Below are 22,228 nucleotides of genomic sequence, written 5' to 3' on the forward strand. Positions count from 1 at the left end.
CCGCACTTCTTCCACCCCTCTCCCCTAGGACCCACCCATGACAGATCCCACCCTGCCTCAGCGTCGCCGTTTCCTTGTGCCCCTGGGCCTCCTGGCCAGCGTGGTTCTCCTGCCACTCGCGCTCTCTGCCTGCACGGACAACGTGCCGGTAAGCTCTGCTGCATCAGCACGCGGGCCCATCACGGTATCTAGCAGCGATGATGGCTGCGACGTTTCCAGCAGTGAAACCGCCAGCGGAAATCTCACCTTCTCCGTGAAGAACGACGGCGGCCAGGTCACCGAGTTCTACCTCCTAGCTGAGGATGGTCTGCGCATTGTTGGCGAAGTCGAGAACATCGGTCCGGGTATCAGCCGGAACCTGGTGGTCACCGCCCCGGCCGGAAAGTACATCACTGCCTGCAAGCCGGGAATGGTCGGTGATGGCATCCGTGGTGCTTTTACCGTCACCGATTCAGGCCAGTCCCTGGATGTGGACACTGACCTGGCAAAGCTCAGCACCACAGCCACAGCCCAGTACACGTCCTACGTCAAGGACCAGACGGAGCAGCTTCTGGCGTCCACCAAGGACTTTGCCGAAGCGTTCAGGACAGGGAACACCCCAACAGCCCGTGACCTGTACGCCACCACCCGCATGCACTGGGAGCGCATTGAACCAGTCGCGGAATCTTTTGGTGACCTGGATCCCAAGTTGGATCTGCGCGAAGCGGACCTGGAACCAGGTGAGGACTGGACCGGATGGCACCGCGCCGAAAAGGACCTTTTCCCGCCCGCCGATTACACGCCTATGACCGCTCCCGAACGCGCACGGATTGCCGATCAGCTGGTGACCGATACAGCGGATCTTTATACCCGGACGCGGACGGTGGAGATCACCACCGACAAGCTGGGCAACGGCGCCAAGGAACTCCTGGATGAGGTAGCCACGGGCAAGGTCACCGGCGAGGAGGAAGCATGGTCACATACTGACCTCTGGGACTTCCAGGCAAACGTTGACGGTGCCCGTATTGCGTTCGAAAATCTTAAGCCCATCCTGGAACAGAGGAACCCGGAGCTTGCCGCGGAACTGGAGAACAGGTTCACCGTCCTGCAGACCAAGCTCACCACATACGCCACCGGCGACGGTTTCACCTACTACGATCAGCTGACTGCGGCCCAGATCCAGGAGCTCGCAGCACTGGTGGACTCCCTTGCTGAACCGCTCTCCGGCCTGACGGCCGCCGTCGTCCTCTGAGGAATGGCCCGAAATGACAAACGTGACACGACGCGGCCTCCTCTCCCTTGCTGGTGCCGGCGGGGTGGGCGCTGCCGCCGGATTTGTGGGCCACGGCGCGTTCTCCACCACCGGGGCCGCGGCCGTCACCCCAAGCGACACAGTGGCTTTTTACGGCGACAAGCAGGCGGGAATTACGACGCCAGCCCAGGATCGCCTGCATATTGCCGCCTTCGATGTCCTCACCGAGGACCGGGATGAGCTGATCGGGCTCCTCAAGGACTGGACCGCGGCTGCCGCAGCGATGACGCAGGGGCTCGATGCCGGGACAACCGGCGCAGTCAACGGCCCCTACGATGCGCCGCCGGAAGACACTGGCGAGGCCCAAGGGCTGAGCGCCAGCAACCTGACAGTCACCTTTGGTTTTGGTTCCACCCTTTTTGAGAAAGACGGTGCTGCGCGGTTCGGCCTGGCCGGTCGCAGGCCCGCGGCACTTATTGACCTCCCACACTTCCCGGGTGATGACCTTCAGGAGCAGCGTTCCGATGGTGACCTGGTGATCCAGGCATGCTCCGATGATCCCCAGGTTGCCGTGCATGCCATTCGGAACCTTGCCCGGATCGGTTTTGGGAAGGTCCGGGTCCGATGGTCGCAGCTGGGCTTCGGGCGAACCTCATCGACGTCCCGCTCTCAGCAGACGCCGCGGAACCTGTTTGGCTTCAAGGACGGCACCAGCAACGTCAGGGCCGAGGATTCGACGCTGTTGGACCAGCATGTCTGGGTACCTACCGGGGGCCCGGCTGCCGAGGAGTGGATGGCAGGGGGAAGCTACCTGGTGGCACGGCGGATCCGAATGCATATTGAAACCTGGGACCGCACTTCTCTCAGGGAACAGGAGGCTGTGGTGGGCCGCACCAAGGCCGAAGGTGCTCCAATGTCAGGTGGGACCGAATTCACGGAACCTGACTTTGCCGCCACTGGCCGGGCGAACGCACCACTGATCGCCTCCGATTCCCACGTGCGCCTGGCACATCCCGACCAGAACAAGGGGGTACAGATGCTACGCCGCGGCTACAACTTCACTGATGGCTCGGACGGCCTTGGCCACTTGGATGCGGGGCTGTTTTTCATCGCCTTCGTGACGGATGCCCGGTCTCATTACGTCCCCATGCAAAGAGCCATGGCCCGGCACGACACCATGTCCGTGGATTACCTGGTCCATACAGGCTCGGGACTGTACGCCGTCCCACCTGGGATTCAAGAGGGTGGCTACGTTGGCGAAAGCCTGTTCGTCTCCTAGCGGGGGACCCGTGGCATGCACCCGCCAACGCTGAAAGCGACGTTTGATGCCCGTGCACGAAACCTCAGTGCCGTGGGGACCTGTACACGATGCTCCGGTTCCGGCCCTGCCGTTTCGCCTCGAAAAGCGCCCTGTCGGCCGCATCAAGAAGCTCTGCCGCTGTGACAGTCGCCAGGTCGCAGACCCCTGAGGAGACCGTGACGGATATCTGCTCCGAAAACGGCACTGACGAAATCGATTCACCAGCATGTTCGGCAGCCAGCCTTGCGCTGTCAGCGGGCACCCCGGGAAGCAGCCAAACGAATTCTTCGCCACCTAGGCGGGCCATCATCTCGCCGTCGCGGCTTACCCCTTGCAGGCGGCGGGCAATCTCGGTCAGGACCGCGTCACCTGTGGAGTGGCCGAACGTGTCGTTGATGGACTTAAAGCGATCAACATCAAAGACCACCAGGCTCAGCGGCCCGCCAGTGTCCGCAGCTCCCTGCATCTCGCGGTCAAGTCGCTCCTGGAAGGTCCGCCGGTTGGGAAGACCCGTCAGTGCATCTGTTCTGGCCTGGTGCTCCAGGTCAGCACGTGCCTGGGTATTGCCGATGGCGATCTCCACCAGGGTGGCAAATTCGCTGAGCCGCCCCAGGACGTCAGCATTGATCCGCTCGTTGGAGCGGGCTGAAATGACCACCGCACCCCAGGCCTCGCCAGCTACGTTGATGGGCGCTGCCGCTGACGAACGAAACCCAGACGTAAGCATCGTTGCTTCTGCAATGCAGTTCGAGTCCGGCGCATAGCGGCTGATGGCGGCCGCTCCGGAGCACCTGACTGCGTCAGCCGCAAGCCCGCTGCCAGCGTGGCTTTTGTGCGTCCCCTGGACAATCACAGCGTCTGGCGGGGACACTGCAACGGCACGCACCTCATCCTGTTCAATGAAGCGGACCACAGAGGCCTTCTCCACCCGGAACAGGCCCAGCAGCACATCTGAAACCCGGGCTGAGACCGAGGCAGTGTCTTCGTTGCGGGCAATCGCTGTAGAAATCTCGTGGAGCGCCGCCCAGGTCTGTTCCTTCTGCCGAGCCCGGGTAATGTCCATCGCCACCACCATTCCTGCTGAAATTGGCCCCTCGGTCGCCACCGGACATGCAGTCAGGCTGAACGTTCGGCTGCCAACGTCGCGGCTCCAGGTCGTTTCTTCCCCTCGGAGCGCACCCCAGTATCGAGGTTCCACCTCTGCGATGAGCTTGTCGGGAAGACACTCAAAAATCGTGCGTCCTTCCAGTTCATCGGCCGTGTACCCAAAGGTCTTTAGCGCCTGCCCCTCAGCCACGATATATCGCAGGTCCGTGTCAAAGAGGAGAACAAAAACGCTGGGAATACTGCGGGCTAGGGCCCTGTACCTTTCGGCGTCCTGCTTTGCCTGCCGCTCCCCCGCAAGGGTGAGTGTCAGATCAGTAAAGAGCGAAACGAAACCTGCAACAGAGCCTTCGGTCCAATACGGGACAAATGAGACGTGGAAAGTCCGGTTCTCGCCGGAGATACCCCGCGAGCGCAAGGTCCAGTGCTCCTCTGTACCGCCAAGCACAGCCGCGACGTGCGGAATGCTGGCCTGATACGCGACGGGGCCCAGTACATCACTGAGGTGCGCGCCCCTGATGTTCGCTTCCGTGAACCCAAACCATCGGGTCAGGGCACCATCCGCTACGGCGTTGGTAAGGTTGCGGTCCCAGTAGCCCATCATGGTGGGAGGGCCGTGGTGGCCGGCATGATCCTGGCTGATCGCCGGAGCGGGCTCTCCCGGTTGATCCATTGAATACCCCACTGCCTGAGTCCCCATTGCCCTATGGTGCCAGATATTCCGGTGGAGTCACATACGCCCCCGCTCCTACCCAGGGCCGGGCGTCACCGCCTGCTTTTCCGTCCCTGGTCCGACGACGTACGGGCCACCATAAATACGTCGATGGGGTCTTCATGTTCCAGGATGAACCCGTTCCGCTCATAGAGCCGACGGGCGGCACTGCCCTGCAAAACGTTCAACCGGAACGGACGTTGGTCAGCACTGACATGCATCAGATGGCGAAGCACCAGGCCACCGAGGCCTCTGCCCTGCTGAGCTGGGGATAGGTAGAAGTGTTCAATCCATTGCTCGTCCTTCTCAGGGCGAACGGCCGCGCAGCCCACTGGCTCCCCCTCGACCTCAATGACGAACGTGTGTTCGGGTCGAAAGCCATTGAGGAACCGTTGGCGGACCCACCCGCCGTCATATCGATCTAGGCGCTCAAGGTCAGGGCGCATCACGACAGCACGGAGCTCAGCGATCCAGTGAGCATCGGCGGGCAGGCTGCGGCGAAGTGACCATTCTGGGGTCATTGACGTAGTTAGGCGCACACGAACGACAGTAGCGAACCCTGCTTCGGTCAGCCCATTTTCCGTCGGCTGAAGGCTTCCAGGCTCAGGAGGCCTGCGGCCCCAACGCTTCCCCATCGGGAGGATTGTGTGGGGAGGGTTCCTTGAGTTCAACGAAAAACGAGTGGGTGTCTGTCTGGCCCGTATTACGCCCAGAGTGGGTCTGGGCTGGTAGCCAGTGCGCCGATCCGGCCGGTATATCAACATCCACGGTTCTGCCGCCACTCGATAGCCGCCGCCTGAACGAACTCGCCGTGATCATGACACTGTCCGGGTGGGAATGTTCCACAGACTCAAAGCCCGGACGGTCCCTGTATTCGAGCACCCGGACCCGATCGTTCTCGAAGAGCACGCTGTACTGACCCGGATTAGTCTGGACTGGATCTCCGCTCATACGGCGAACTGTACGCCCGTTCAGTGCAGGCAACCACACCTTTGCGCAACACCTGAAGCGGGACAAGTGAGCCTGTGCGTTCCGCGTAGGCTCAAGGAACCAGCCGAAGCCGAAAGTACGAGATGCCTTTTTCCTCCCGGACCACACGTACCCTTACAATTGTTGGACTCACCGGTGCACTTGCCCTCAGCGGGTGCACAGCCGCTGTTCCGCCAGCACCGGACGCTGTCGAGACCTCCGCGCAGCCGGTTCCCGTGGTTGTCCTGGCAGATGACACAACAGCACCGCGGAAGGTCCTTTCGGATTCCGAGGCCGGATCCGCGCTGCAGATGAGCCAGGCCCTCTACGAAGAAAGCCCCGTAGCTGTCGTTTTCGCGCGCGACAGTGCCACCGGATATGCCGGGACCGATGCGGATCTAGGACCCGCGGCAAGCGCAGCAGCCGGCCTGCAGGTGCCGCTGCTGGTGATAAATCCCGACGGCGGCGGGCTGGCTGAGGTAACAGGAGAACTGGATCGGCTGCGCGTGGAAACAGTGGTTGGCTATGGAAGTCCCGGGGCAGACTGGGCAAGGCTCCGCGCGTCCCGCGGGCTTTTGGCCGGGCCATCAGGCCCAGTAGATTTTTCCTCGGTCCTTGGACTCGATGTCACGCCCGTGTCAGTGCAGGAGCCTGCTCTTATTACGTCCGTCAGTACTTTGGACAGCTCAGATCTGCGTCTGCTCGAGATACCTCCCCGGCCAGGACCAGCCACAGGGGAAACAACCGACCCGGCACTAGGCTCCACGTCCGACGTCGAACGCTCACTGGCTGACCAGGCCACCGCTGCGACGCTGCCGGACTTCCGGGCTCCCGTACATCCCTCGCCCGCACTGGTGTTGGCAACAGCCTCTTCCGCCCCGGCGCCCCTGGCGACCGCCAGGGCGGCGGGAGCGAATGTCCAGGTACTGGCAGCGGGTGATCCCCGGTCAACCCCAGCGGCCGTAGATGCAGTGTCAGCACTACCCGATTCACCAGTTTTTGGTATCGGCGCCGACTTCGGAACTGACGCGGATTTCGCAGACCACACAGCTGTGGCCGCGACAGGCGTACAACTCCCCGGCGGCGGGCAGACAGTGTTTCCCGGCCGACGCATGGTGGCTCTTTATGGCCATCCCAGCGGCCCCTTCCTTGGGGCGCTGGGAGAACAGGGGATTGCGGACACCATGGCGAGGGTGAAGGATCTTGCAGCCCAGTATCAGCCCTACAGCGACGAGCCTGTGATCCCTGCGCTTGATCTCATCGCTACAGTTGCCAGCGGCGCGGCCGGACCTGACGGTAACTACTCCAACGAGACGCCCGTGGCTGATCTCATGCCCTGGGTGGCCGCGGCGGAAAAGGCGGGAATCTATGTGGTGCTTGATTTTCAGTCTGGGCGCACGGATTTCCTTTCCCAGGTGCGCATGTACGAAGAACTCCTCACCCGCCCAACAGTCGGCCTGGCACTGGATCCGGAGTGGCGTCTTACTCCCGATCAGGTTCCGCTGGAACAGATTGGCACTGTCAGCGCCGAGGAAATAAATGCAACGTCGGCATGGCTGGCACATCTGACGCGGACAAGGAAGCTTCCCCAAAAAATGCTGATGGTCCACCAATTTAGGGTGGACATGATCTCCAACCGCGGGGCGCTGGATCTCTCACACAGCGAACTGTCGCTGACACTCCATGCCGACGGCCATGGAACGACTGCCCAGAAACTGGAAACATGGAAGGCCCTGCAGGACACCATGCCAGCGGGAGTGTGGCCCTCGTGGAAAAACTTCTACGACGAAGACAAGCCCATGCTGACTCCGGAGCAGACGTACACGGAGGTAGCGCCGAAGCCGTGGCTGGTCACCTACCAGTAGGCAGCAGGATCAGGAGGCCAGCCGTTCGGGAACGGCAACGTCCATCGCGGGTTGTGGCTGATTGATCTGCGCCCACACCTCATCCAGGGAAAGGCCCAGCACGTCCGCAATGGCGGCGATGGTTGGGAAAGCAGGAGTCGCAACGCGCCCTGACTCTATTTTACGCAGTGTCTCAGGGGAAATACTGGCGTCAAACGCGGTGGAGACAATGGAGCGCACGCCCCTGGCTTGGCGAAGGAGAGCACCCAGTCGGTGTCCGCGCTCGGCTTCTGCTGGGGTGAGGGGCAATCTGACCATACGACCAATAGTAGTACCGTTATAGTATTACCGGGATAGTTATTGGTTTACGAGGAAGGTGTCGCATGATCGAGATTCTGAGCCCAGCAGAGTTGGCCCGGGCCCGGGTTACGGGTGCCCTGGTGGGAAATATCTTGCAGACCATGAGGCAACGCGCCACCGTGGGGACCAATCTTCTGGATATCGACCGATGGACGCGGGAGATGATCCTGGAGGCAGGAGCACAGTCCTGCTATGTCGACTACGCCCCATCCTTTGGGCGCGGCCCTTTTGGACACTACATTTGCACGTCAGTCAATGACGCGGTCCTCCACGGGCTTCCCCACGACTACGCCCTCGCAGACGGCGACCTGGTGACACTGGACCTTGCCGTCCTGAAGGCCGGGATCGCCGCGGACTCAGCCGTCAGCTTTGTTGTCGGAGATTCGGCGCCCGCGGAGAGCCTTGCGCTGATCAGCACCACGGAAAAAGCACTTGAAGCGGCCATCGCCACGGCCGGCCCCGGCGCCCGGATCGGCGACATTGCGCATGCTATTGGAACTGTCCTCAGCGAGGCAGGCTATCCCATCAACACTGAATTCGGTGGCCATGGAATCGGCTCCACCATGCACCAGGACCCCCACATTCCAAATACCGGACGCCCTGGCCGGGGTTTTCAGCTCCGCCCGGGCCTGCTGCTGGCAATCGAACCGTGGGTGATGGCAGACACGGCAAAACTGGTCACGGATCCGGACGGCTGGACACTGCGCAGTGCCACTGGCTGCCGGACCGCGCACAGTGAGCACACCATCGCTATCACTGACGATGGTGCGGAAATCCTGACAGTGCGGGCCTGAAGCCCCACGATTTTTCGCTGATGAAAGTGGCCGGGCCGAACCGGCGGCGCAAGCTGATATCAGGAACCCGGAAGATTCACTGTGGCACGCACGGCAAGGTGATCACTCTCTCCAGCGGGCAGCGTGGTGTTTGAGGTGACCTCAAGACCACGCTGCAGCACGTGGTCCAGACGCAGTGCCGCGAAAGGTTCACGGGGCCAGGAAAACCCGAACATTCCTTGGTCCTGATTAGGCTCATCAAGCGTTCCGGTCAGCGCAGAAAACGCGCGGTCTGTAGACGTAGCGTTGAAGTCCCCCACAGCAATGAGCGCCGGGCTTTGATCGGCACGAAGGATGCCAGCTAGTTGGTCCAGCATTCGGTCCCTGTTACCGTGCTCATTCTGGCGAGCCGATGCGGCATGCACTGCATAGAGGCGGACGCTTCCGGATTCGGTCTCAACCTGCGTTGTCAGTGCCCTCTTCCAGCCCAACCCCAGATCCAGCGGTTGGGAATCAGAGAGTAGGTATTTGCTCCAGAGACCCACTGTGCCCACCACAAAACTGTAGGGGTGTGTCTGGATGAGAGCTGCGGTAACACTCTGGGCGCTGCCGGCATCGAGCTCCTGCAGCGAGATGACGTCGCTCTCAGCCAGCGCTAGGGCTGACGCGGCAGCCGCTCCGGTGCCCGCCTCAATATTCTGGCTGCTGATGGTCAGCTGGTGCGCGGCAGCTTCAGGCGCACCCCAGGCAAGGGGGACAATCCCCGGACCAAAAATCGCCAGCCATGCCACTGCCGGAACCAGAACGGCAGCTACTCCCACCCGGCTCTTGGCCATCAGTGCCAGCACCAGCAGGGCGGGCACGGCCAGCCAATACCACGGTGCGGCACTGTCAACCCACAGGGACAGACCCATGACGTCGGGAATGATGGAGTGAAAAAGTATGAGGAGCGTGCTCAGTAGCGCGCCCCAGATGAGGCATGCCCGCAGGATCCGCCGTGCACCGGAACTGCTGCCGGTCTGACGCTGATGGCATGACGCGTCGTCAGGAAAGGACATATTCACCTACGTTGCCACAAAGAACTGACAACAAGCAGGGAGGCACCAGGCGGTCAGCCTCAACCACCCTGTGATGGGGTGGGAGTCGCTTCGGAGCGGATCCGGGAACGCTTGCCGCCCAACTGTGCTGCAGCTCCTGCGCTGACCACCAGAATGATGCCGACCAGCTGGAGCGCCGAAGGTTGCTGATGCAGGATGATCAGACCCAGCACGACGCCCAAGGCCGGTTCCAGTGCCGTCAGCGTGCCAAACGCCGTCGGGGTCATCCTGCGCAGGGCCAGCATCTCCAAGGCAAACGGCAGCACAGGCAGCAGGACTGCCAGCCCCGCAGCCGCGGCCAGGATTCCAAGGGTCAGGTGGCCTGCAGCTTGTGGAATTCCGAAGACCGCAGCAGTCAGCGCCGCAATCGGAATGGTCAGCGACAGGGTACCTATCCCGCTGAACCTGTCCCCGATGCGCTGCGTGAGGAGAATATAAAACGCCCACCCAACAGCGGAGAGGGCAGCAAATCCCACGCCCACTCGATCAAATCCGCCCTCCCACGGCTGGGTGAGGAGCACCACCCCGGCCAGGGCCAGCGCAGGCCAGGCGAGCGCACGCTGGCTATGGCTGCGGACTGCGGCCACCGTCAGCGGTCCCAGGAATTCGATGGCCACAGCGGTCCCCAGCGGTATGTGTTCAATCGCAGAGAGGAACCCCATGGTCATCACACCGGTGCTCACACCCAGTCCGGCAATGGTGGGAATATCGTTGCGGCGGATGGACCGCAGCGGTGGCCGAACCAGGAGGAGGAGAATCACGGCCCCCATGGTCAGGCGAAGCCAGGACGTTCCAAGGGGGCCCACAGCTGCAATGAGGTCAATGGATAGCGCAGATCCCAGCTGGACCGAGAGCATGGCCGTCACAGCCAAGGTCCAGGCCGGAGGGGCAATATTGCGCGCGGCACGGCTACTCATGAACGGACTCCGCATGAGCACCCTGGCCAACCCCGGGCTCAAAAACGGCCAGGGAAAAGCAGGTGGGACCGGCGCCTGAGTTGCGGAAGGCATGGGGACGATCACCAGAGAAGGAGAGCGCATCACCGATCTCCAGCGTCACGCACTGGTCTTCTATCTGGACGGTCAGCTGCCCGGAATGGACCTGTAACAGCTCCTTGGTTCCCGTGGAGTGTGCTTCGCTCTCATGCGCGTCTCCAGGTCCAAGAGTCCAGTCCCACAGTTCCACCACATCCAGAGATCCGGTGCCGGCGACCAGGACACCGCGCCCGCCATTACTCGAGCTCCACAGCACGGCACCGTCTCCGTTGCGGGTCACCCTCGTGGCCTTGGGCTGGGGAGACTCCACGAGTGCGGGCAATCCAACGCCCAGGGCATCACCGATCCGCAGGAGCGTCCCGATACTGGGGTTGGCCGCGCCCTGTTCAACATTGATCAGCATCCGCCGGCTCACGCCTGCTGCTTCTGCGAGCTGGTCAAGCGTCAGGGCCCTGACCTGGCGCTCGTGCCTGATGCGCCCACCAATTGCCGCGGCGAGCGCGGCCGTTGTCCCGTCCATAAGTGCAGCATAGTGCACTCATAGTGCATCAGATGTTTTGGTCCCGCGCCCCCGGCGCCTTATCCACCACGACAAACCGTTGATGGAACATCCTGACAACCTCGACCAGCACGATCGCTCCGGCTGCCACCACGGCCAGAAGCAGCGCCGTGAACCTGGACAGGTCCGCAAATTCCAGAAAGTCCCGGGCCAGCGGGAGAACATACGCCACCACCAGTCCACCGACCATCGCCGCCAGCAAGGCGGCCTTGAACCACGTGATGGGTCGGGCCAGTACCGCCAGGATCCAAAGGCCCACAACTCCCAGCAACAAAGATGCCCCGGTACGGATTTCCGGCTCCGGAATTCCAGCCGTTGCTGCGAGACGGGCAAAAACTGCCAGCCCGGCAGCCACCACGACGCCCGACGGAACAGCGAAACTCAGCGAGCGCCGGAGGAAACCTGGTACGTAGCGCTGGGCATTGGGCAGCAGAGCAAGGAAAAACGCGGGGATACCGATGGTCAGGCCATCCGTCATGGAGAGCTGGCGGGGCAAAAACGGGAAGGGTAGGAACATGACTCCAAAAACCAGTGCCAGCACAACTGCATACGCGGTTTTGGTGAGGAAAAGCATGGACACACGCTCAATATTGGCAATAACCTGCCGCCCCTCCGCGACCACTACCGGAAGATGGGAAAACTTCCCGTCCAGGAGGATCATCCGGGCCACTGCCTTGGTGGCGGCAGCCCCCGAGTTCATGGCGATGCCAATGTCCGCTTCCTTGATGGCCAGGGCATCATTGACACCGTCGCCGGTCATGGCAACAGTCCGGCCTGCGGCCTGCAATGCCACAACGATGGTTTTCTTCTGCTCCGGACTGACGCGGCCAAAGACCACGTTCTTTTCCAGGACGTTGATGAGCTCCCGCTGGTCCTCAGGGAGGTTGCGGGCATCGAATCCATGAGGCGCGTCCAATCCGACATCACGGGCAATGGCTGCCACAGTCTGCGGGTTGTCCCCCGAAATGACGCGGACGGCAACACCTTGCTCGGCGAAATATTCCAGAGTCTGGCGGGCATCAGCCCTGACGCTTTCGCGGAACGTCAGCAATGCCACGGGCGTGGCATCGACTGGGACGCTTTCGTCCGACGTCGGCGTTCCATGCGCCAGCACAAGCGTGCGCCGCCCCGTACGGGCAAGCTCAAGCGCCTTGGTGTGCAGATCAGAGGCCTCCGAGGGGAAAACCATCTCCGGTCCGCCCAGGACCCACATGTCCGTGCCAAATGTTACCGAGCTCCACTTCCTGGCCGAGGAAAAAGCTATCCTTCCCGAAGGATCCTCCGCGGGAATGTCCGAGTACTCGGCCGCCAAGCTGCGCGCCGTGGCGTTGGCGTCATTCTGGACGCCGTACCAGGCAAGGACGTGCTGCCAGCCGGGCACGTCCTTGACCACGTGCGCCGCATCAAAGACAATATTTCCCTGCGTAAGGGTACCGGTCTTGTCCAGGCAAATAATGTCTACTCGGGCCAGCCCCTCCACGGCAGGCAGTTCCTGGATCAGCACCTGCTGCCGGGAAAGCTTCACAGCTCCCACGGCAAACGCGATACTTGTCATCAGGACCAGGCCAAGCGGAACTGTGGCCACCACGGAGGCGATCGATGCCACCGCAGCCTCACGCCACGCTCCAGTCTCAACAGCCACGCTCCACCCACCCGCTGCAATCATCTGCGCGTTGAGCACAATGAGCGCCAGCGGCCCCACCAGCCACGCGACCCATTTCAGCACCCGGTCAATCGAGGACCGCAGCTCAGAGGAGACCAGCGAGAACCGCTTGGCCTCGGTGGCAATCCTGTTCGCGTAGGAATCAGCCCCCACCTGGAGAACCCGCGCCATTCCCTCACCTGCCACCACCACGGAACCGGACAGGACGCCGTCGTCCGTATTTTTCTCCACGGGATCCGATTCCCCCGTGAGCATCGATTCGTCCAGTTCCAGCCCGTCGGAATGAAGGACCCGCGCATCAGCGGATATCTGGTCCCCTGCACGAATGACCAGGATGTCATCCAACACCACGCCAGCCACTGCAATGTCATGTTCGACTGCGTCCCGCAGGACACGCGCGGTGGGAGCGTTGAGCAGGGCAAGCCGATCGAGGGCACGCTTGGCCCGATACTCCTGCACCGTGCCAATAACGGCGTTGAACAGGGCGCTCAACCCAAAGAGGGCATCCTGCCAGCGGCCCAGAAACATCAGGACCAGGAAACAGGCAGCAATGATGCCATTGAACAGCGTGAAAACATTGGCCCGGACAATGGTCCAGACGCTTCGGCTGGTGTTCTGCCTAAAGGCATTCGTCTGGTTCCGGGCAACCCGGTCATTTACCTGAGCAGCACTCAGACCCTTTTTCTCGGGTTCGGCTCGGGTGGCAGTCATGATGCAAGTCTGCGGGTGATGGTGCGCAAAAGAAAGCACCCTCCACCGTGCTCGCGCTGGCAGCGTTTTGTCGCGACACGCTTCCCAAGCCCTCTGCGGCGGGAAGAACGGCAGGACAGTGCCGCACGGCGGGATGGGCGGGGAAAATCTGCTCAGCCAATGTGACTTGACGCACAGTGAGAGCGCGTGCTACTTTCCTTCAGTAAAACTTGTTAGCGCTAACAGAATCGGGTTTTGACCCCTCATCTTGGCTAACCGGACCTAATTCATACTGGCATGCGAGACGGCATCGAGGCTGTCCCCCACCGGTATCTGTTCGTGGACTGTGTCGTCCGCGAAAGGAGCACAGCACGTGAGAATCAAGAAACTCCTGGGCGCATTCGCCGTCGTCCTGGCGATTACAGCTGGCGCAACCGGTTGCGGTGCCCGCGGCGGAGCTACAAGTTCCTCCGAGGGCGCGGACAACTCCGGCTCTTTGGTGGGAATATCAATGCCCACACAGACCTCGGAGCGGTGGATCGCTGACGGCAAGAACGTCTCAGACTCCGTTGCCAAGCTGGGCTACAAGGCAGATCTCCAGTACGCCAACGACGACATCCCTACGCAGGTCGCCCAGATCGAGAACATGCTGACCAAAGGCGCAAAGGCCTTGATCATTGCAGCCATCGACGGGACCACCCTGACCGATGTCCTTGCCAAGGCCAAGGAACAGGACGTCAAGGTCATCGCCTATGACCGCCTCATCAACGGAACCCCGGACGTGGACTTCTACACCACATTCGATAACTACACCGTTGGCGTGCAGCAAGCCACCTCACTCCTGACGGGACTGGGTCTCGTGGACGCCACGGGCGCAAAGGTCGATGGCAAGGGCCCCTTCAACGTGGAACTGTTTGCCGGCAGCCCTGATGACAACAACGCCAACTTCTTCTGGTCCGGCGCCATGGATACCCTCCAGCCGTACCTCGACGCCGGGACCCTCAAAGTCCCCAGCGGCCAGACCAAATTCGAACAGGCAGCGATCCTGCGTTGGCAGGCGCCCGTAGCGCAGAAGCGGATGGAAGATATCCTCTCTGCGGCGTATAGCTCAGGCACGAAGCTCGACGGCGTACTGTCCCCATATGACGGTCTGTCGATCGGCATTATCTCGGCCCTGACCAGCACCGGTGGCTACTCCACAGGCGCACTCCCCGTGATCACCGGCCAGGATGCAGAAAAAGGCTCCGTGAAGTCCATCATCGCCGGTGAACAGTACTCGACAATCTTCAAGGACACCCGCCAGTTGGGCGATCAGGCAGTCAAAATGGTTGACGCCCTCATGAAGGGCAAAGAGCCTGAGGTCAATGACACCGAGACATACAACAACAAGGTCAAGGTTGTTCCGGCGTACCTGCTGAAGTCCGTGATTATCACCAAGGACAACTACCAGAAGGAACTCATCGACTCGGGCTACTACACCGAGGCCGACGTCAAGTAAGCACTACGTCGAGGGGCGGCCGGGCCAAGGCTCCGCCGCCCCTCTGCAGGCCACTGCAGCCGCAGTAGGGCCCAGGTTCAACAAGTCAGTGGGAATTGACGATGAATACACCCATTCTTCAAATGCGAGGAATCACCAAGACTTTCCCTGGGGTCAAGGCGCTGCAGGACGTCACCCTAGATGTTAACCGCGGCGAGGTACACGCCATCTGCGGGGAAAATGGAGCCGGGAAATCCACCCTGATGAAAGTCCTCTCGGGCGTCTATCCCGATAGCTCCTTCGACGGCGACATCCTCTTCGAAAATGAGCCCTGCAGCTTCGCCAGCATCACCGATAGCGAGAAACGGGGCATCGTCATCATCCATCAGGAACTGGCTCTCAGCCCGTACCTGTCAATCGCAGAGAATATCTACCTCGGTAATGAACTCTCGTCCAAAGGATGGGTGGATTGGCGCAAGACCAACCTCGAAGCCGCCAAACTGTTGGCGCGGGTGGGACTGAGCGAAAACCCTGCCACGCCCGTACAGCACATCAGCGTCGGCAAGCAGCAACTCGTGGAAATTGCCAAGGCGCTGTCGAAGCAAGTCAAACTCCTGATCCTCGACGAACCGACTGCGGCCCTCAATGACGAAGATTCCAGCCACCTCCTGGATCTCATCCTGCACCTGAAGGGACAGGGCGTCACGAGCATCATCATCAGCCATAAACTCAACGAGATTCGCAAAGTCGCCGACGCCGTGACAATCATCCGCGACGGGCAGAGCATTGAAACCCTCCGCCTCAACGACGGGGAGATCACACAGGAACGCATCATTCGCAGCATGGTGGGCCGCGACCTGGCCAGCCTCTATCCGGATCGCAACCCCACGATCGGCGAGGAAGTCCTCCGCATTGAGAACTGGTCGGTCAGGCATCCGCAGGATCACACACGCATGGTGGTGAGCAATGCCAGCCTCAATGTCCGCAAAGGCGAGGTCGTTGGCCTAGCGGGGCTCATGGGTGCAGGCCGCACAGAACTGGCCATGAGTGTTTTCGGGCGGACATACGGCCAAGCAGTTACGGGCAAGGTCTATAAATACGGCAAGGAAATCAACACGGGTTCCGTCTCGGCCGCCATCAACCATGGAATCGCCTACGCCACCGAGGACCGCAAGCACTACGGCCTAAACCTGATCGAGGACATCAAACGCAACATCTCGCTCGCCGCCCTGCCAAAACTCGTTACCAAGGGGTGGGTCGACAAAAACAAGGAAACCGTGGTTGCCAACGGGTACCGGAAGAGCATGAACATCAAAGCTCCCTCCGTTGCTGCTGTCACCGGCAAGCTCTCCGGTGGTAATCAGCAGAAAGTGGTGCTGAGCAAGTGGATGTTCTCCGACCCTGACGTCCTGATCCTTGACGAGCCCACCCGGGGAATCGATGTGGGCGCAAAGTTTGAAATCTATACCATCATCGCCAAGCTCGCGGCCGAAGGTAAGGCCGTCATTGTCATCTCATCCGAGTTGCCCGAACTGCTTGGCATCTGCGACAGGATCTACACCCTGTCTGCCGGACACATCACGGGTGAAGTTCCGATCGCCGAGGCGACTCAGGAATCCCTGATGCACTTCATGACACAAGAGAAGGAATAGCCACCATGTCCGCTCTACGCGAATCCCTGGGATTTCTGGCCAGCCGCCTGCGCCAGGTTGGCATCTTTGTTGCCCTGATCCTTATTGTCCTGCTCTTCCAGGGGCTGACAGGCGGGATCCTCCTCCAGCCCCAAAACGTCAGCAACCTGGTGGTCCAGAACAGCTACATCCTGATCCTGGCCATCGGTATGGTGATGGTCATCATCGCTGGACACATCGACCTCTCCGTAGGCTCTGTCGCAGGTTTTATCGGTGCAGTTGCTGGTGTTTTCATCGTTCACTGGGGATGGGCCTGGTGGATTGCGATCCCCGCCTGCCTACTTGTGGGGGCACTGGTGGGCGCCTGGCAAGGCTACTGGATCGCCTACGTTGGCATTCCGGCGTTCATCGTCACCCTTGCCGGCATGCTGATTTTCCGCGGTCTGACGCTCATCACCCTCAAAAACCAGCAGATCACACCGTTCCCTGATGAGCTGCGCGCCCTTGGCGGCGGTTTTCTTCCCGATATTTCCGGCGGCACGTCCGTTCTCGAATGGCTCACTGTCATCCTGGGAGTAACCGCGACCTTCGCGCTGATTTTCCAGGGATTCAAGGAACGCCGTAGTCAGAAGAAGTTTGATCTTGAGGCCGAGCCGCGCGTCTGGTTCATTACCAAGACCGCCTTTATTGCGTTGCTGATGCTGGCTATCACGTTCCTGCTCGCTTCCTACCGCGGAACCCCCATCGTGCTGATCGTCCTGGCAGTCTTGGTAATTGTCTACACCGCGCTGATGAACAACAGCGTTTTTGGCCGCCATACCTACGCAATCGGTGGAAATCTCCACGCTGCCGAGCTCTCCGGCGTAAAAACCAAGGCAGTCACGTTCCGGCTCTTCGTGAACATGGGCGTTCTTGCCGCACTTGCTGGCCTGGTTTTCACCGCGCGGCTGAACTCAGCCCAGCCCGCCGGTGGCACAGGTTTCGAACTCGATGCCATTGCTGCGGCCTTTATCGGCGGCGCCGCCGTCACCGGCGGAATTGGCACGGTGGCCGGGGCCATGATCGGTGGCCTGATCATGGGTGTCCTGAACAACGGAATGTCCATCCTTGGCCTCGGTACGGACTACCAGCAGCTCATCAAGGGACTGGTCCTGCTCCTGGCAGTTGCCTTCGACATCTTCAACAAGAATCGCGCAGGCGGCGAAAGCGTATTCATCAAGTTCTTCAGGAGCAGCAACACGCCGTCAACCCCAGAACAGCCAAAAAAGGACAGGCTGGAGCCAGCAGGCGCTGCTTCCACCACTGAAAGAACCAGCGTCACACAAAAATAGCCAACATCTCCTGAGAGCGAGCGCTCCCCGTCCGCTGGCCATTGCGCAGCGGGGCGGGGAGTGTCGCCACCTTCAGCTGCCGCAAGCTAGGGTTCAACGTATGCGAAAGATGAGCAGAGAGCATCCCTGGCTGTTCCTTGCCATATCTCTGGTGACCGTCTGGTTACTGCTGTTTGCATTCGGCGCTGCCACAGGCCGCACACCGGGAGAAGCTGCGACCAACGCCGTGCCATACGCGGTGATTGTTGCGCTCGTGGGAGCATTCCAGCTCCGCAAAGTTCGCAAAGTCCACGCCCACCTGGCCATAGAGAACCAGGTCCTAGGGTACGTTCGCTACCCGGATTCGAAGTCCGGCTCCCTCAGTGGCATCTGGAACCTGGTCATCATCACTCCGGGGGCTGGCGAAAGCCGCTTCCAGTCCGCGGATTCGCACACCTTCGAGGCCACGGGCCGGGAAACCCGGGTTCCGCTCCTTGGACTCTCCCCTGCTCGCCGCACACTCCCCCTCGTTGAGAAGTACATCGCAATCTCTGGTCTGTCAGCTGCCATGGCTCAGACTGCCAGCGGTCGGCTGGAAATCGCAGCAACACCGGAGGACCTGGATCGCCTGGCAGCGGCCATCAGTCCTGCAAACACCTCTCCAGGGGACCGCTCCACACCGTAAATGGCGTCGCCGTCACCAGCCAGGTCCGGCCGTTGCAGGCGCCCCGAGCTACCCCCGGCGCTCCAGGAACAGCACATCCCGCACAAAAGAGCAGGCCAGCAGAATCAATGCACTTCCACTGACGACGGCGGCAGCACCCACGGGAACAACCGGGACCAGCGCGATGCAGAGGGCGACTCCCACTGTGCCCGCCGCCACCCGCCGGAACTGGCTGAACGGTAGCTCCTGCCGCCATCGCGGCCTGATCCAGGAACCCACCACAAACAGGTAGCGAAGGAGGCCAACCAGAAGGACCCACCACCCCACCGTGGCGGCGACAGGCACACTCAAAACCAGCAGCATGGCGGCATCTGTTTCCAGATCGAGCCGCGCACCCTGAGGGCTGACGGTCCCTGTGTAGCGGGCCACGGCACCGTCCACAGCGTCAAGACCCAGCGCCGGGACGGCAAGGGCGAGCAGCCACCAGGATCGCGATTGGCCATCCATCACCAAGGCCAGCACAACCAGGGCGCAGCCAACAACAAGAAGACCCCGCAGCAGCGTTACCTTCGTCGCGGGACCTGACAGCCAGGGCCGACGTCGGGCCCCATTCATCGCGTTGTACTGTGCACCTGGCATGGGACCCTTCAGCAACAAAAATGGCTCTTCGTGTGTTCGGTCATTCTAGGACGCTGTGAACGTGGCGCCTACCAAGGGTTTCGGACTCCGGTGGATAGATTGGCTCCAGCAGATGGCGGCGATCAAGCGGCTGTTCTTGCCCATGCCAGAGACTGGAGAATCGTGAAAGTTGTAGTCATCGGTGGCAGCGGCCACATTGGAACCTACCTTATCCCCCGGCTGGTTCGCGCCGGTCATGACGTCACAAGCATCAGTCGCGGAATGAGCAGGCCCTACGCAGCGGCAGCCGAATGGGACCAGGTGCATCAGCTGACAGCGGACCGGAGCCAGGAGGACAGGGACGGCACCTTCGCGGCCAGAATCGCCACCCTGCAGGCCGATGCCGTCATTGATCTGGTCTGCTTCACCATCGAATCGGCAACGAGCCTCGTTGAGGCACTCAGGAATGACACGGGGCACCTGGTGCACTGCGGATCCATCTGGCGATATGGTCGCAGCCGCAAACTTCCCATCCGCGAAGGATCCGACGCGGCCGAACCCCCTACCGGGGAGTACGGTATCCAAAAAAACCTCATCGCCGAGTACCTGAAGTCGGAGACGGCTGCTGGAGGATTGGTCACAACCTCGTTGCATCCAGGTCACATTGTGGGTCCCGGCTGGCACCCGATTGGGCCACTGGGGAACCTCGATCCATCCGTCTGGACCAGGCTCGCTTCCGGGGAACCACTGTTGCTCCCCGGGGATGGAACAGCCACAATGCACCATGTCCACGCCGATGACCTGGCCCAGGCATTCGAGAAGGCCGTGGGACGCCGGAGTGCCGCAGCAGGTGAAGACTTCACCATTGTTGCCCCATCAGCATTGAGCGCGCGCGGATTTGCCGCGATTGCAGCCGGGTGGTTTGGGCAGCAGGCGTCCTTGGACACTGGATCCTGGGAGAGCTTCCGCGAGTCCACCCCCACCGACTACGCGGACCAGAGCTGGGAGCACCTGAATCGCAGTCAGTTCTTCAGCATCGAGAAGGCATCGGCACTTCTGGGTTATGCCCCCGCCTACGAACCAGATGCTGCGGTGCTGGAATCCCTGCGGTGGCTCGTCCAGCACGATGAACTGCCGGCAGCAGTGAAATCCCGGCTGCGGAACTGACTCACGGCGCTGCCCCCAGCAGCTGACTGCACGTTCCCGCGCCGGCCCGCCCACACAGGCATTTCCGCACGTCTAAGGCGCCACCGTATCTTCCCTTGACTCATAGGCACTCCTTCCCTACACTTTTCATAAAGCAGAATATAAATTCCACAAAGCGGAATTGGTAAAGAAGCCAGGACAGTGGAATTCAGCACCTCTCCGGAAGGACCTACGATGACGTACACAGTGAACTGCTCCATCCTCCTCACTGAATTGCCCCTGCGTGAACGCCCCGCAGCCGCCAAAGCAGCCGGTTTCGACGCGGTGGAGTTCTGGTGGCCCTTCGAATCCTCGGTCCCTACCGACGCCCAGGTTGCCGACTTTGAAAGCGCCATCAACGAAGCGGGAGTCCAACTCACCGGGCTGAACTTCAATGCTGGCAACATGCCTGGCGGCGACCGCGGACTGGTGTCCTGGAAAGGCCGCTGCTCCGAATTCAAGGACAACATCGACGTTGTTGTCGGCATTGGCGAGCGCCTGGGCTGCAAGGCTTTTAATGCCCTCTACGGCAATCGCCAGGACGGCTTCAGCCCTGAGGAACAAGACGAACTGGCCGTGAAGAACCTCGCTGCAGCAGCCGCCGGTGTTGCCCGGATTGGCGGCACAGTTCTTCTGGAACCCGTCAGTGGCGCGGCAAGGTACCCGCTCCTCACCGCGAAAGATGCCCTGGACGTGATCGCCCGAGTCCGCAGGGATGCCGGTGAAGAGAACATCAAGCTCTTGGCAGACTTCTACCATTTGGCGGCCAACGGCGATGACGTCGCGGCAGTCATCGAAGCCCACGCCAAAGACTTTGGCCACATCCAGATTGCGGACAATCCGGGACGCGGCGCCCCCGGAACTGGTTCCCTCCCGCTGGGCGAATGGATCGCACGCAGCCGGGAACTCGGCTACGACGGCTATATCGGCCTCGAATACAAAGAACCGCAGGAATCTGCCTTTAGCTGGGCCATCCGGGACCGCGCCAACGCCTCCTGACCCCCCCTCCCCACATACTCAGGAAAGAGAATCACCATGAGCAACGTTGCAGTCATCGGACTCGGAATCATGGGCCTGCCCATGGCCATCAACCTGGTCAAGGCCGGCCATACGGTCACCGGCTTCAACCGCAGCCAAGACAAAATCGACAAGCTTGTCGCCGAAGGCGGCCAAGGAGCCACCAGCATCGCGGACGCCGTCAAGAACGCCGACGTCGTCATCACCATGGTGCCCGACTCCCCCGATGTTGAGGGCGTGGTCAGCGGCAAAGACGGCATTTTCGCCAATGCCAGAAAAGGCACCCTCTGGATCGATGCCTCAAGCATCCGCCCCGATGTGGCAAAACATCTTTCCGAGAAAGCAACGGAAGCAGGAATCCGGCCGCTTGATGCACCGGTCAGCGGCGGTGAACAGGGCGCCATCAACGCAGCCCTCTCCATCATGGTGGGTGGCGAAAAAGCAGACTTCGACGCAGCACAGGACGTCCTCAACGCCGTGGGCACAACAATTGTCCACGTTGGTCCCGCAGGCTCCGGACAGACAGTCAAGGCGGCCAACCAGTTGATTGTGGCCGTCAACATCCAGGTCCTTGGAGAGGCAATCGCCTTCCTCGAGGCCTACGGCGTCGACACCGAGGCTGCGCTCAAGGTTCTTGGCGGCGGACTCGCCGGTTCCAAGGTCCTGGAACAGAAGGGCCAGAAGATGCTGGACCGCAACTTTGACCCCGGCTTCCGGCTGGCCCTGCACCACAAGGATCTGGGGATCGTCACGTCGGCAGCCCGCGAAGCCAACGTCTCCGTTCCCCTCGGCGCTCTGGTTGCCCAGCTCGTTGCCGCCACCGTGAGCCAGGGCGATGGCGCATTGGACCACTCAGGTCTGTTCAAGCAGGTCCTTTCGCTCTCCGGCCGCCAATAAGTCAGGCAGGACAGCAGCACTCCGGCCATAGCCGACCAACCACCTAGCCGGCCAACCACACAGCCGGCCAACCGACGCGGGGAATGCCGCCGTCGTCTATCGCTGACGACGGCTCCCCCGCTACACCCAAAA

At 61.3% G+C, this 22,228-nt stretch carries 19 protein-coding genes and 1 pseudogene; 11 read left to right on the plus strand and 9 right to left on the minus strand.

The genetic code is table 11. The features are described from left to right. Positions 1-37 precede the first annotated feature (37 nt). Entirely contained in the window at positions 38-1,231 is a 1,194-nt protein-coding gene (efeO, locus tag QMG79_RS10030) for an iron uptake system protein EfeO (protein WP_283538445.1), read from the plus strand. 13 nt (positions 1,232-1,244) lie between these two features. Further along, a complete protein-coding gene (gene efeB / locus QMG79_RS10035; RefSeq protein WP_283538446.1) occupies positions 1,245-2,510 on the plus strand; it encodes an iron uptake transporter deferrochelatase/peroxidase subunit in 1,266 nt (421 codons plus the stop codon). Positions 2,511-2,574: 64 nt separating this feature from the next. Here the strand turns inward: efeB and QMG79_RS10040 are convergent, their stop codons facing one another. From QMG79_RS10040 to QMG79_RS10050, 3 genes are all read right to left on the minus strand, one after another. After that, positions 2,575-4,335, minus strand: coding sequence for a sensor domain-containing diguanylate cyclase (locus QMG79_RS10040; protein ID WP_283538447.1), 1,761 nt, complete (start codon positions 4,333-4,335; stop codon positions 2,575-2,577). A gap of 65 nt (positions 4,336-4,400) precedes the next feature. Further along, positions 4,401-4,868 carry a GNAT family N-acetyltransferase gene (locus QMG79_RS10045; RefSeq protein ID WP_283538448.1) on the minus strand — a complete coding sequence of 156 codons (468 nt, stop codon included), beginning with the start codon at positions 4,866-4,868 and terminating at the stop codon, positions 4,401-4,403. Positions 4,869-4,950: 82 nt separating this feature from the next. After that, a complete protein-coding gene (locus QMG79_RS10050; protein WP_283538449.1) occupies positions 4,951-5,298 on the minus strand; it encodes a cupin domain-containing protein in 348 nt (115 codons plus the stop codon). 122 nt (positions 5,299-5,420) lie between these two features. Here QMG79_RS10050 and QMG79_RS10055 point away from each other — a divergent pair, with 122 nt between their 5' ends. Further along, positions 5,421-7,181, plus strand: coding sequence for a hypothetical protein (locus QMG79_RS10055; RefSeq protein ID WP_283538450.1), 1,761 nt, complete (start codon positions 5,421-5,423; stop codon positions 7,179-7,181). A 9-nt stretch (positions 7,182-7,190) separates the two neighbouring features. Here QMG79_RS10055 and QMG79_RS10060 read toward each other — a convergent pair whose 3' ends face one another. Continuing rightward, positions 7,191-7,478 carry a helix-turn-helix domain-containing protein gene (locus QMG79_RS10060; RefSeq protein ID WP_283538451.1) on the minus strand — a complete coding sequence of 96 codons (288 nt, stop codon included), beginning with the start codon at positions 7,476-7,478 and terminating at the stop codon, positions 7,191-7,193. 65 nt (positions 7,479-7,543) lie between these two features. Between QMG79_RS10060 and map the strand changes: the two genes are divergently transcribed. Then, on the plus strand, positions 7,544-8,314 hold the full coding sequence (gene map, locus QMG79_RS10065) for a type I methionyl aminopeptidase (protein WP_283538452.1): 771 nt from the start codon (positions 7,544-7,546) through the stop codon (positions 8,312-8,314). 59 nt (positions 8,315-8,373) lie between these two features. Here map and QMG79_RS10070 read toward each other — a convergent pair whose 3' ends face one another. From QMG79_RS10070 to QMG79_RS10085, 4 genes are read right to left on the minus strand one after another with little or no spacing between them, the layout of a single operon-like run. After that, a complete protein-coding gene (locus QMG79_RS10070; RefSeq protein ID WP_283538453.1) occupies positions 8,374-9,351 on the minus strand; it encodes an endonuclease/exonuclease/phosphatase family protein in 978 nt (325 codons plus the stop codon). 59 nt (positions 9,352-9,410) lie between these two features. Beyond that, positions 9,411-10,307, minus strand: a complete 897-nt coding sequence (locus tag QMG79_RS10075; RefSeq protein ID WP_283538454.1) for an EamA family transporter — start codon at positions 10,305-10,307, stop codon at positions 9,411-9,413. Next, positions 10,300-10,905 (minus strand): helix-turn-helix domain-containing protein, encoded by a 606-nt coding sequence (locus QMG79_RS10080; protein ID WP_283538455.1) that lies wholly within the window; start codon positions 10,903-10,905, stop codon positions 10,300-10,302. Before QMG79_RS10080 ends, QMG79_RS10075 begins: the two co-directional genes overlap by 8 nt. 28 nt (positions 10,906-10,933) lie before the next feature. Beyond that, the gene (locus QMG79_RS10085; RefSeq protein ID WP_283538456.1) at positions 10,934-13,318 is read right to left on the minus strand and encodes an HAD-IC family P-type ATPase; all 2,385 of its coding nucleotides are present in this window, start codon (positions 13,316-13,318) and stop codon (positions 10,934-10,936) included. 352 nt (positions 13,319-13,670) lie between these two features. Between QMG79_RS10085 and chvE the strand changes: the two genes are divergently transcribed. The 4 genes from chvE (at position 13,671) to QMG79_RS10105 (ending at position 18,400) form a co-directional block, all read left to right on the plus strand. Continuing rightward, positions 13,671-14,795, plus strand: coding sequence for a multiple monosaccharide ABC transporter substrate-binding protein (gene chvE, locus QMG79_RS10090; protein ID WP_283538457.1), 1,125 nt, complete (start codon positions 13,671-13,673; stop codon positions 14,793-14,795). 101 nt (positions 14,796-14,896) lie between these two features. Beyond that, positions 14,897-16,426: a multiple monosaccharide ABC transporter ATP-binding protein gene (mmsA, locus tag QMG79_RS10095; RefSeq protein WP_283538458.1), complete on the plus strand. Its 1,530-nt coding sequence runs from the start codon at positions 14,897-14,899 to the stop codon at positions 16,424-16,426. 5 nt (positions 16,427-16,431) lie between these two features. Then, entirely contained in the window at positions 16,432-17,736 is a 1,305-nt protein-coding gene (gene mmsB / locus QMG79_RS10100) for a multiple monosaccharide ABC transporter permease (RefSeq protein ID WP_283538459.1), read from the plus strand. 100 nt (positions 17,737-17,836) lie between these two features. After that, a complete protein-coding gene (locus QMG79_RS10105) occupies positions 17,837-18,400 on the plus strand; it encodes a hypothetical protein (protein WP_283538460.1) in 564 nt (187 codons plus the stop codon). Positions 18,401-18,448: 48 nt separating this feature from the next. Here the strand turns inward: QMG79_RS10105 and QMG79_RS10110 are convergent, their stop codons facing one another. Continuing rightward, complete coding sequence (locus tag QMG79_RS10110) at positions 18,449-19,018, minus strand: CDP-alcohol phosphatidyltransferase family protein (RefSeq protein ID WP_283538461.1); 570 nt, start codon at positions 19,016-19,018, stop codon at positions 18,449-18,451. Between the two features lie 162 nt (positions 19,019-19,180). On the opposite strand from QMG79_RS10110, the gene QMG79_RS10115 reads away from it, so the two are divergent. The 3 genes and pseudogenes from QMG79_RS10115 to QMG79_RS10125 form a co-directional block, all read left to right on the plus strand. Then, positions 19,181-20,164 carry an NAD-dependent epimerase/dehydratase family protein gene (locus QMG79_RS10115; protein WP_283538462.1) on the plus strand — a complete coding sequence of 328 codons (984 nt, stop codon included), beginning with the start codon at positions 19,181-19,183 and terminating at the stop codon, positions 20,162-20,164. 213 nt (positions 20,165-20,377) lie between these two features. Next, positions 20,378-21,181 (plus strand): hydroxypyruvate isomerase family protein, encoded by an 804-nt coding sequence (locus QMG79_RS10120; protein WP_283538463.1) that lies wholly within the window; start codon positions 20,378-20,380, stop codon positions 21,179-21,181. A gap of 27 nt (positions 21,182-21,208) precedes the next feature. After that, positions 21,209-22,096, plus strand: a pseudogene (locus QMG79_RS10125) (2-hydroxy-3-oxopropionate reductase); the annotation flags it as partial. Positions 22,097-22,228: the final 132 nt, after the last annotated feature.

Origin of the sequence: Pseudarthrobacter sp. PS3-L1, assembly GCF_030063285.1 — a bacterium.
In the GTDB taxonomy this organism is placed as follows: Bacteria; Actinomycetota; Actinomycetes; order Actinomycetales; family Micrococcaceae; genus Arthrobacter.

What these genes read in the sequence shown, in the direction of transcription:
- efeO (WP_283538445.1), top strand. Translation starts at nt 38, where the DNA reads ATGACAGATCCCACCCTGCCTCAGCGTCGCCGTTTCCTTGTGCCCCTG.
- efeB (WP_283538446.1), top strand. Translation starts at nt 1,245, where the DNA reads ATGACAAACGTGACACGACGCGGCCTCCTCTCCCTTGCTGGTGCCGGC.
- QMG79_RS10040 (WP_283538447.1), bottom strand. Translation starts at nt 4,335, where the DNA reads ATGGGGACTCAGGCAGTGGGGTATTCAATGGATCAACCGGGAGAGCCC.
- QMG79_RS10045 (WP_283538448.1), bottom strand. Translation starts at nt 4,868, where the DNA reads ATGACCCCAGAATGGTCACTTCGCCGCAGCCTGCCCGCCGATGCTCAC.
- QMG79_RS10050 (WP_283538449.1), bottom strand. Translation starts at nt 5,298, where the DNA reads ATGAGCGGAGATCCAGTCCAGACTAATCCGGGTCAGTACAGCGTGCTC.
- QMG79_RS10055 (WP_283538450.1), top strand. Translation starts at nt 5,421, where the DNA reads ATGCCTTTTTCCTCCCGGACCACACGTACCCTTACAATTGTTGGACTC.
- QMG79_RS10060 (WP_283538451.1), bottom strand. Translation starts at nt 7,478, where the DNA reads ATGGTCAGATTGCCCCTCACCCCAGCAGAAGCCGAGCGCGGACACCGA.
- map (WP_283538452.1), top strand. Translation starts at nt 7,544, where the DNA reads ATGATCGAGATTCTGAGCCCAGCAGAGTTGGCCCGGGCCCGGGTTACG.
- QMG79_RS10070 (WP_283538453.1), bottom strand. Translation starts at nt 9,351, where the DNA reads ATGTCCTTTCCTGACGACGCGTCATGCCATCAGCGTCAGACCGGCAGC.
- QMG79_RS10075 (WP_283538454.1), bottom strand. Translation starts at nt 10,307, where the DNA reads ATGAGTAGCCGTGCCGCGCGCAATATTGCCCCTCCGGCCTGGACCTTG.
- QMG79_RS10080 (WP_283538455.1), bottom strand. Translation starts at nt 10,905, where the DNA reads ATGGACGGGACAACGGCCGCGCTCGCCGCGGCAATTGGTGGGCGCATC.
- QMG79_RS10085 (WP_283538456.1), bottom strand. Translation starts at nt 13,318, where the DNA reads ATGACTGCCACCCGAGCCGAACCCGAGAAAAAGGGTCTGAGTGCTGCT.
- mmsA (WP_283538458.1), top strand. Translation starts at nt 14,897, where the DNA reads ATGAATACACCCATTCTTCAAATGCGAGGAATCACCAAGACTTTCCCT.
- mmsB (WP_283538459.1), top strand. Translation starts at nt 16,432, where the DNA reads ATGTCCGCTCTACGCGAATCCCTGGGATTTCTGGCCAGCCGCCTGCGC.
- QMG79_RS10105 (WP_283538460.1), top strand. Translation starts at nt 17,837, where the DNA reads ATGCGAAAGATGAGCAGAGAGCATCCCTGGCTGTTCCTTGCCATATCT.
- QMG79_RS10110 (WP_283538461.1), bottom strand. Translation starts at nt 19,018, where the DNA reads ATGCCAGGTGCACAGTACAACGCGATGAATGGGGCCCGACGTCGGCCC.
- QMG79_RS10120 (WP_283538463.1), top strand. Translation starts at nt 20,378, where the DNA reads ATGACGTACACAGTGAACTGCTCCATCCTCCTCACTGAATTGCCCCTG.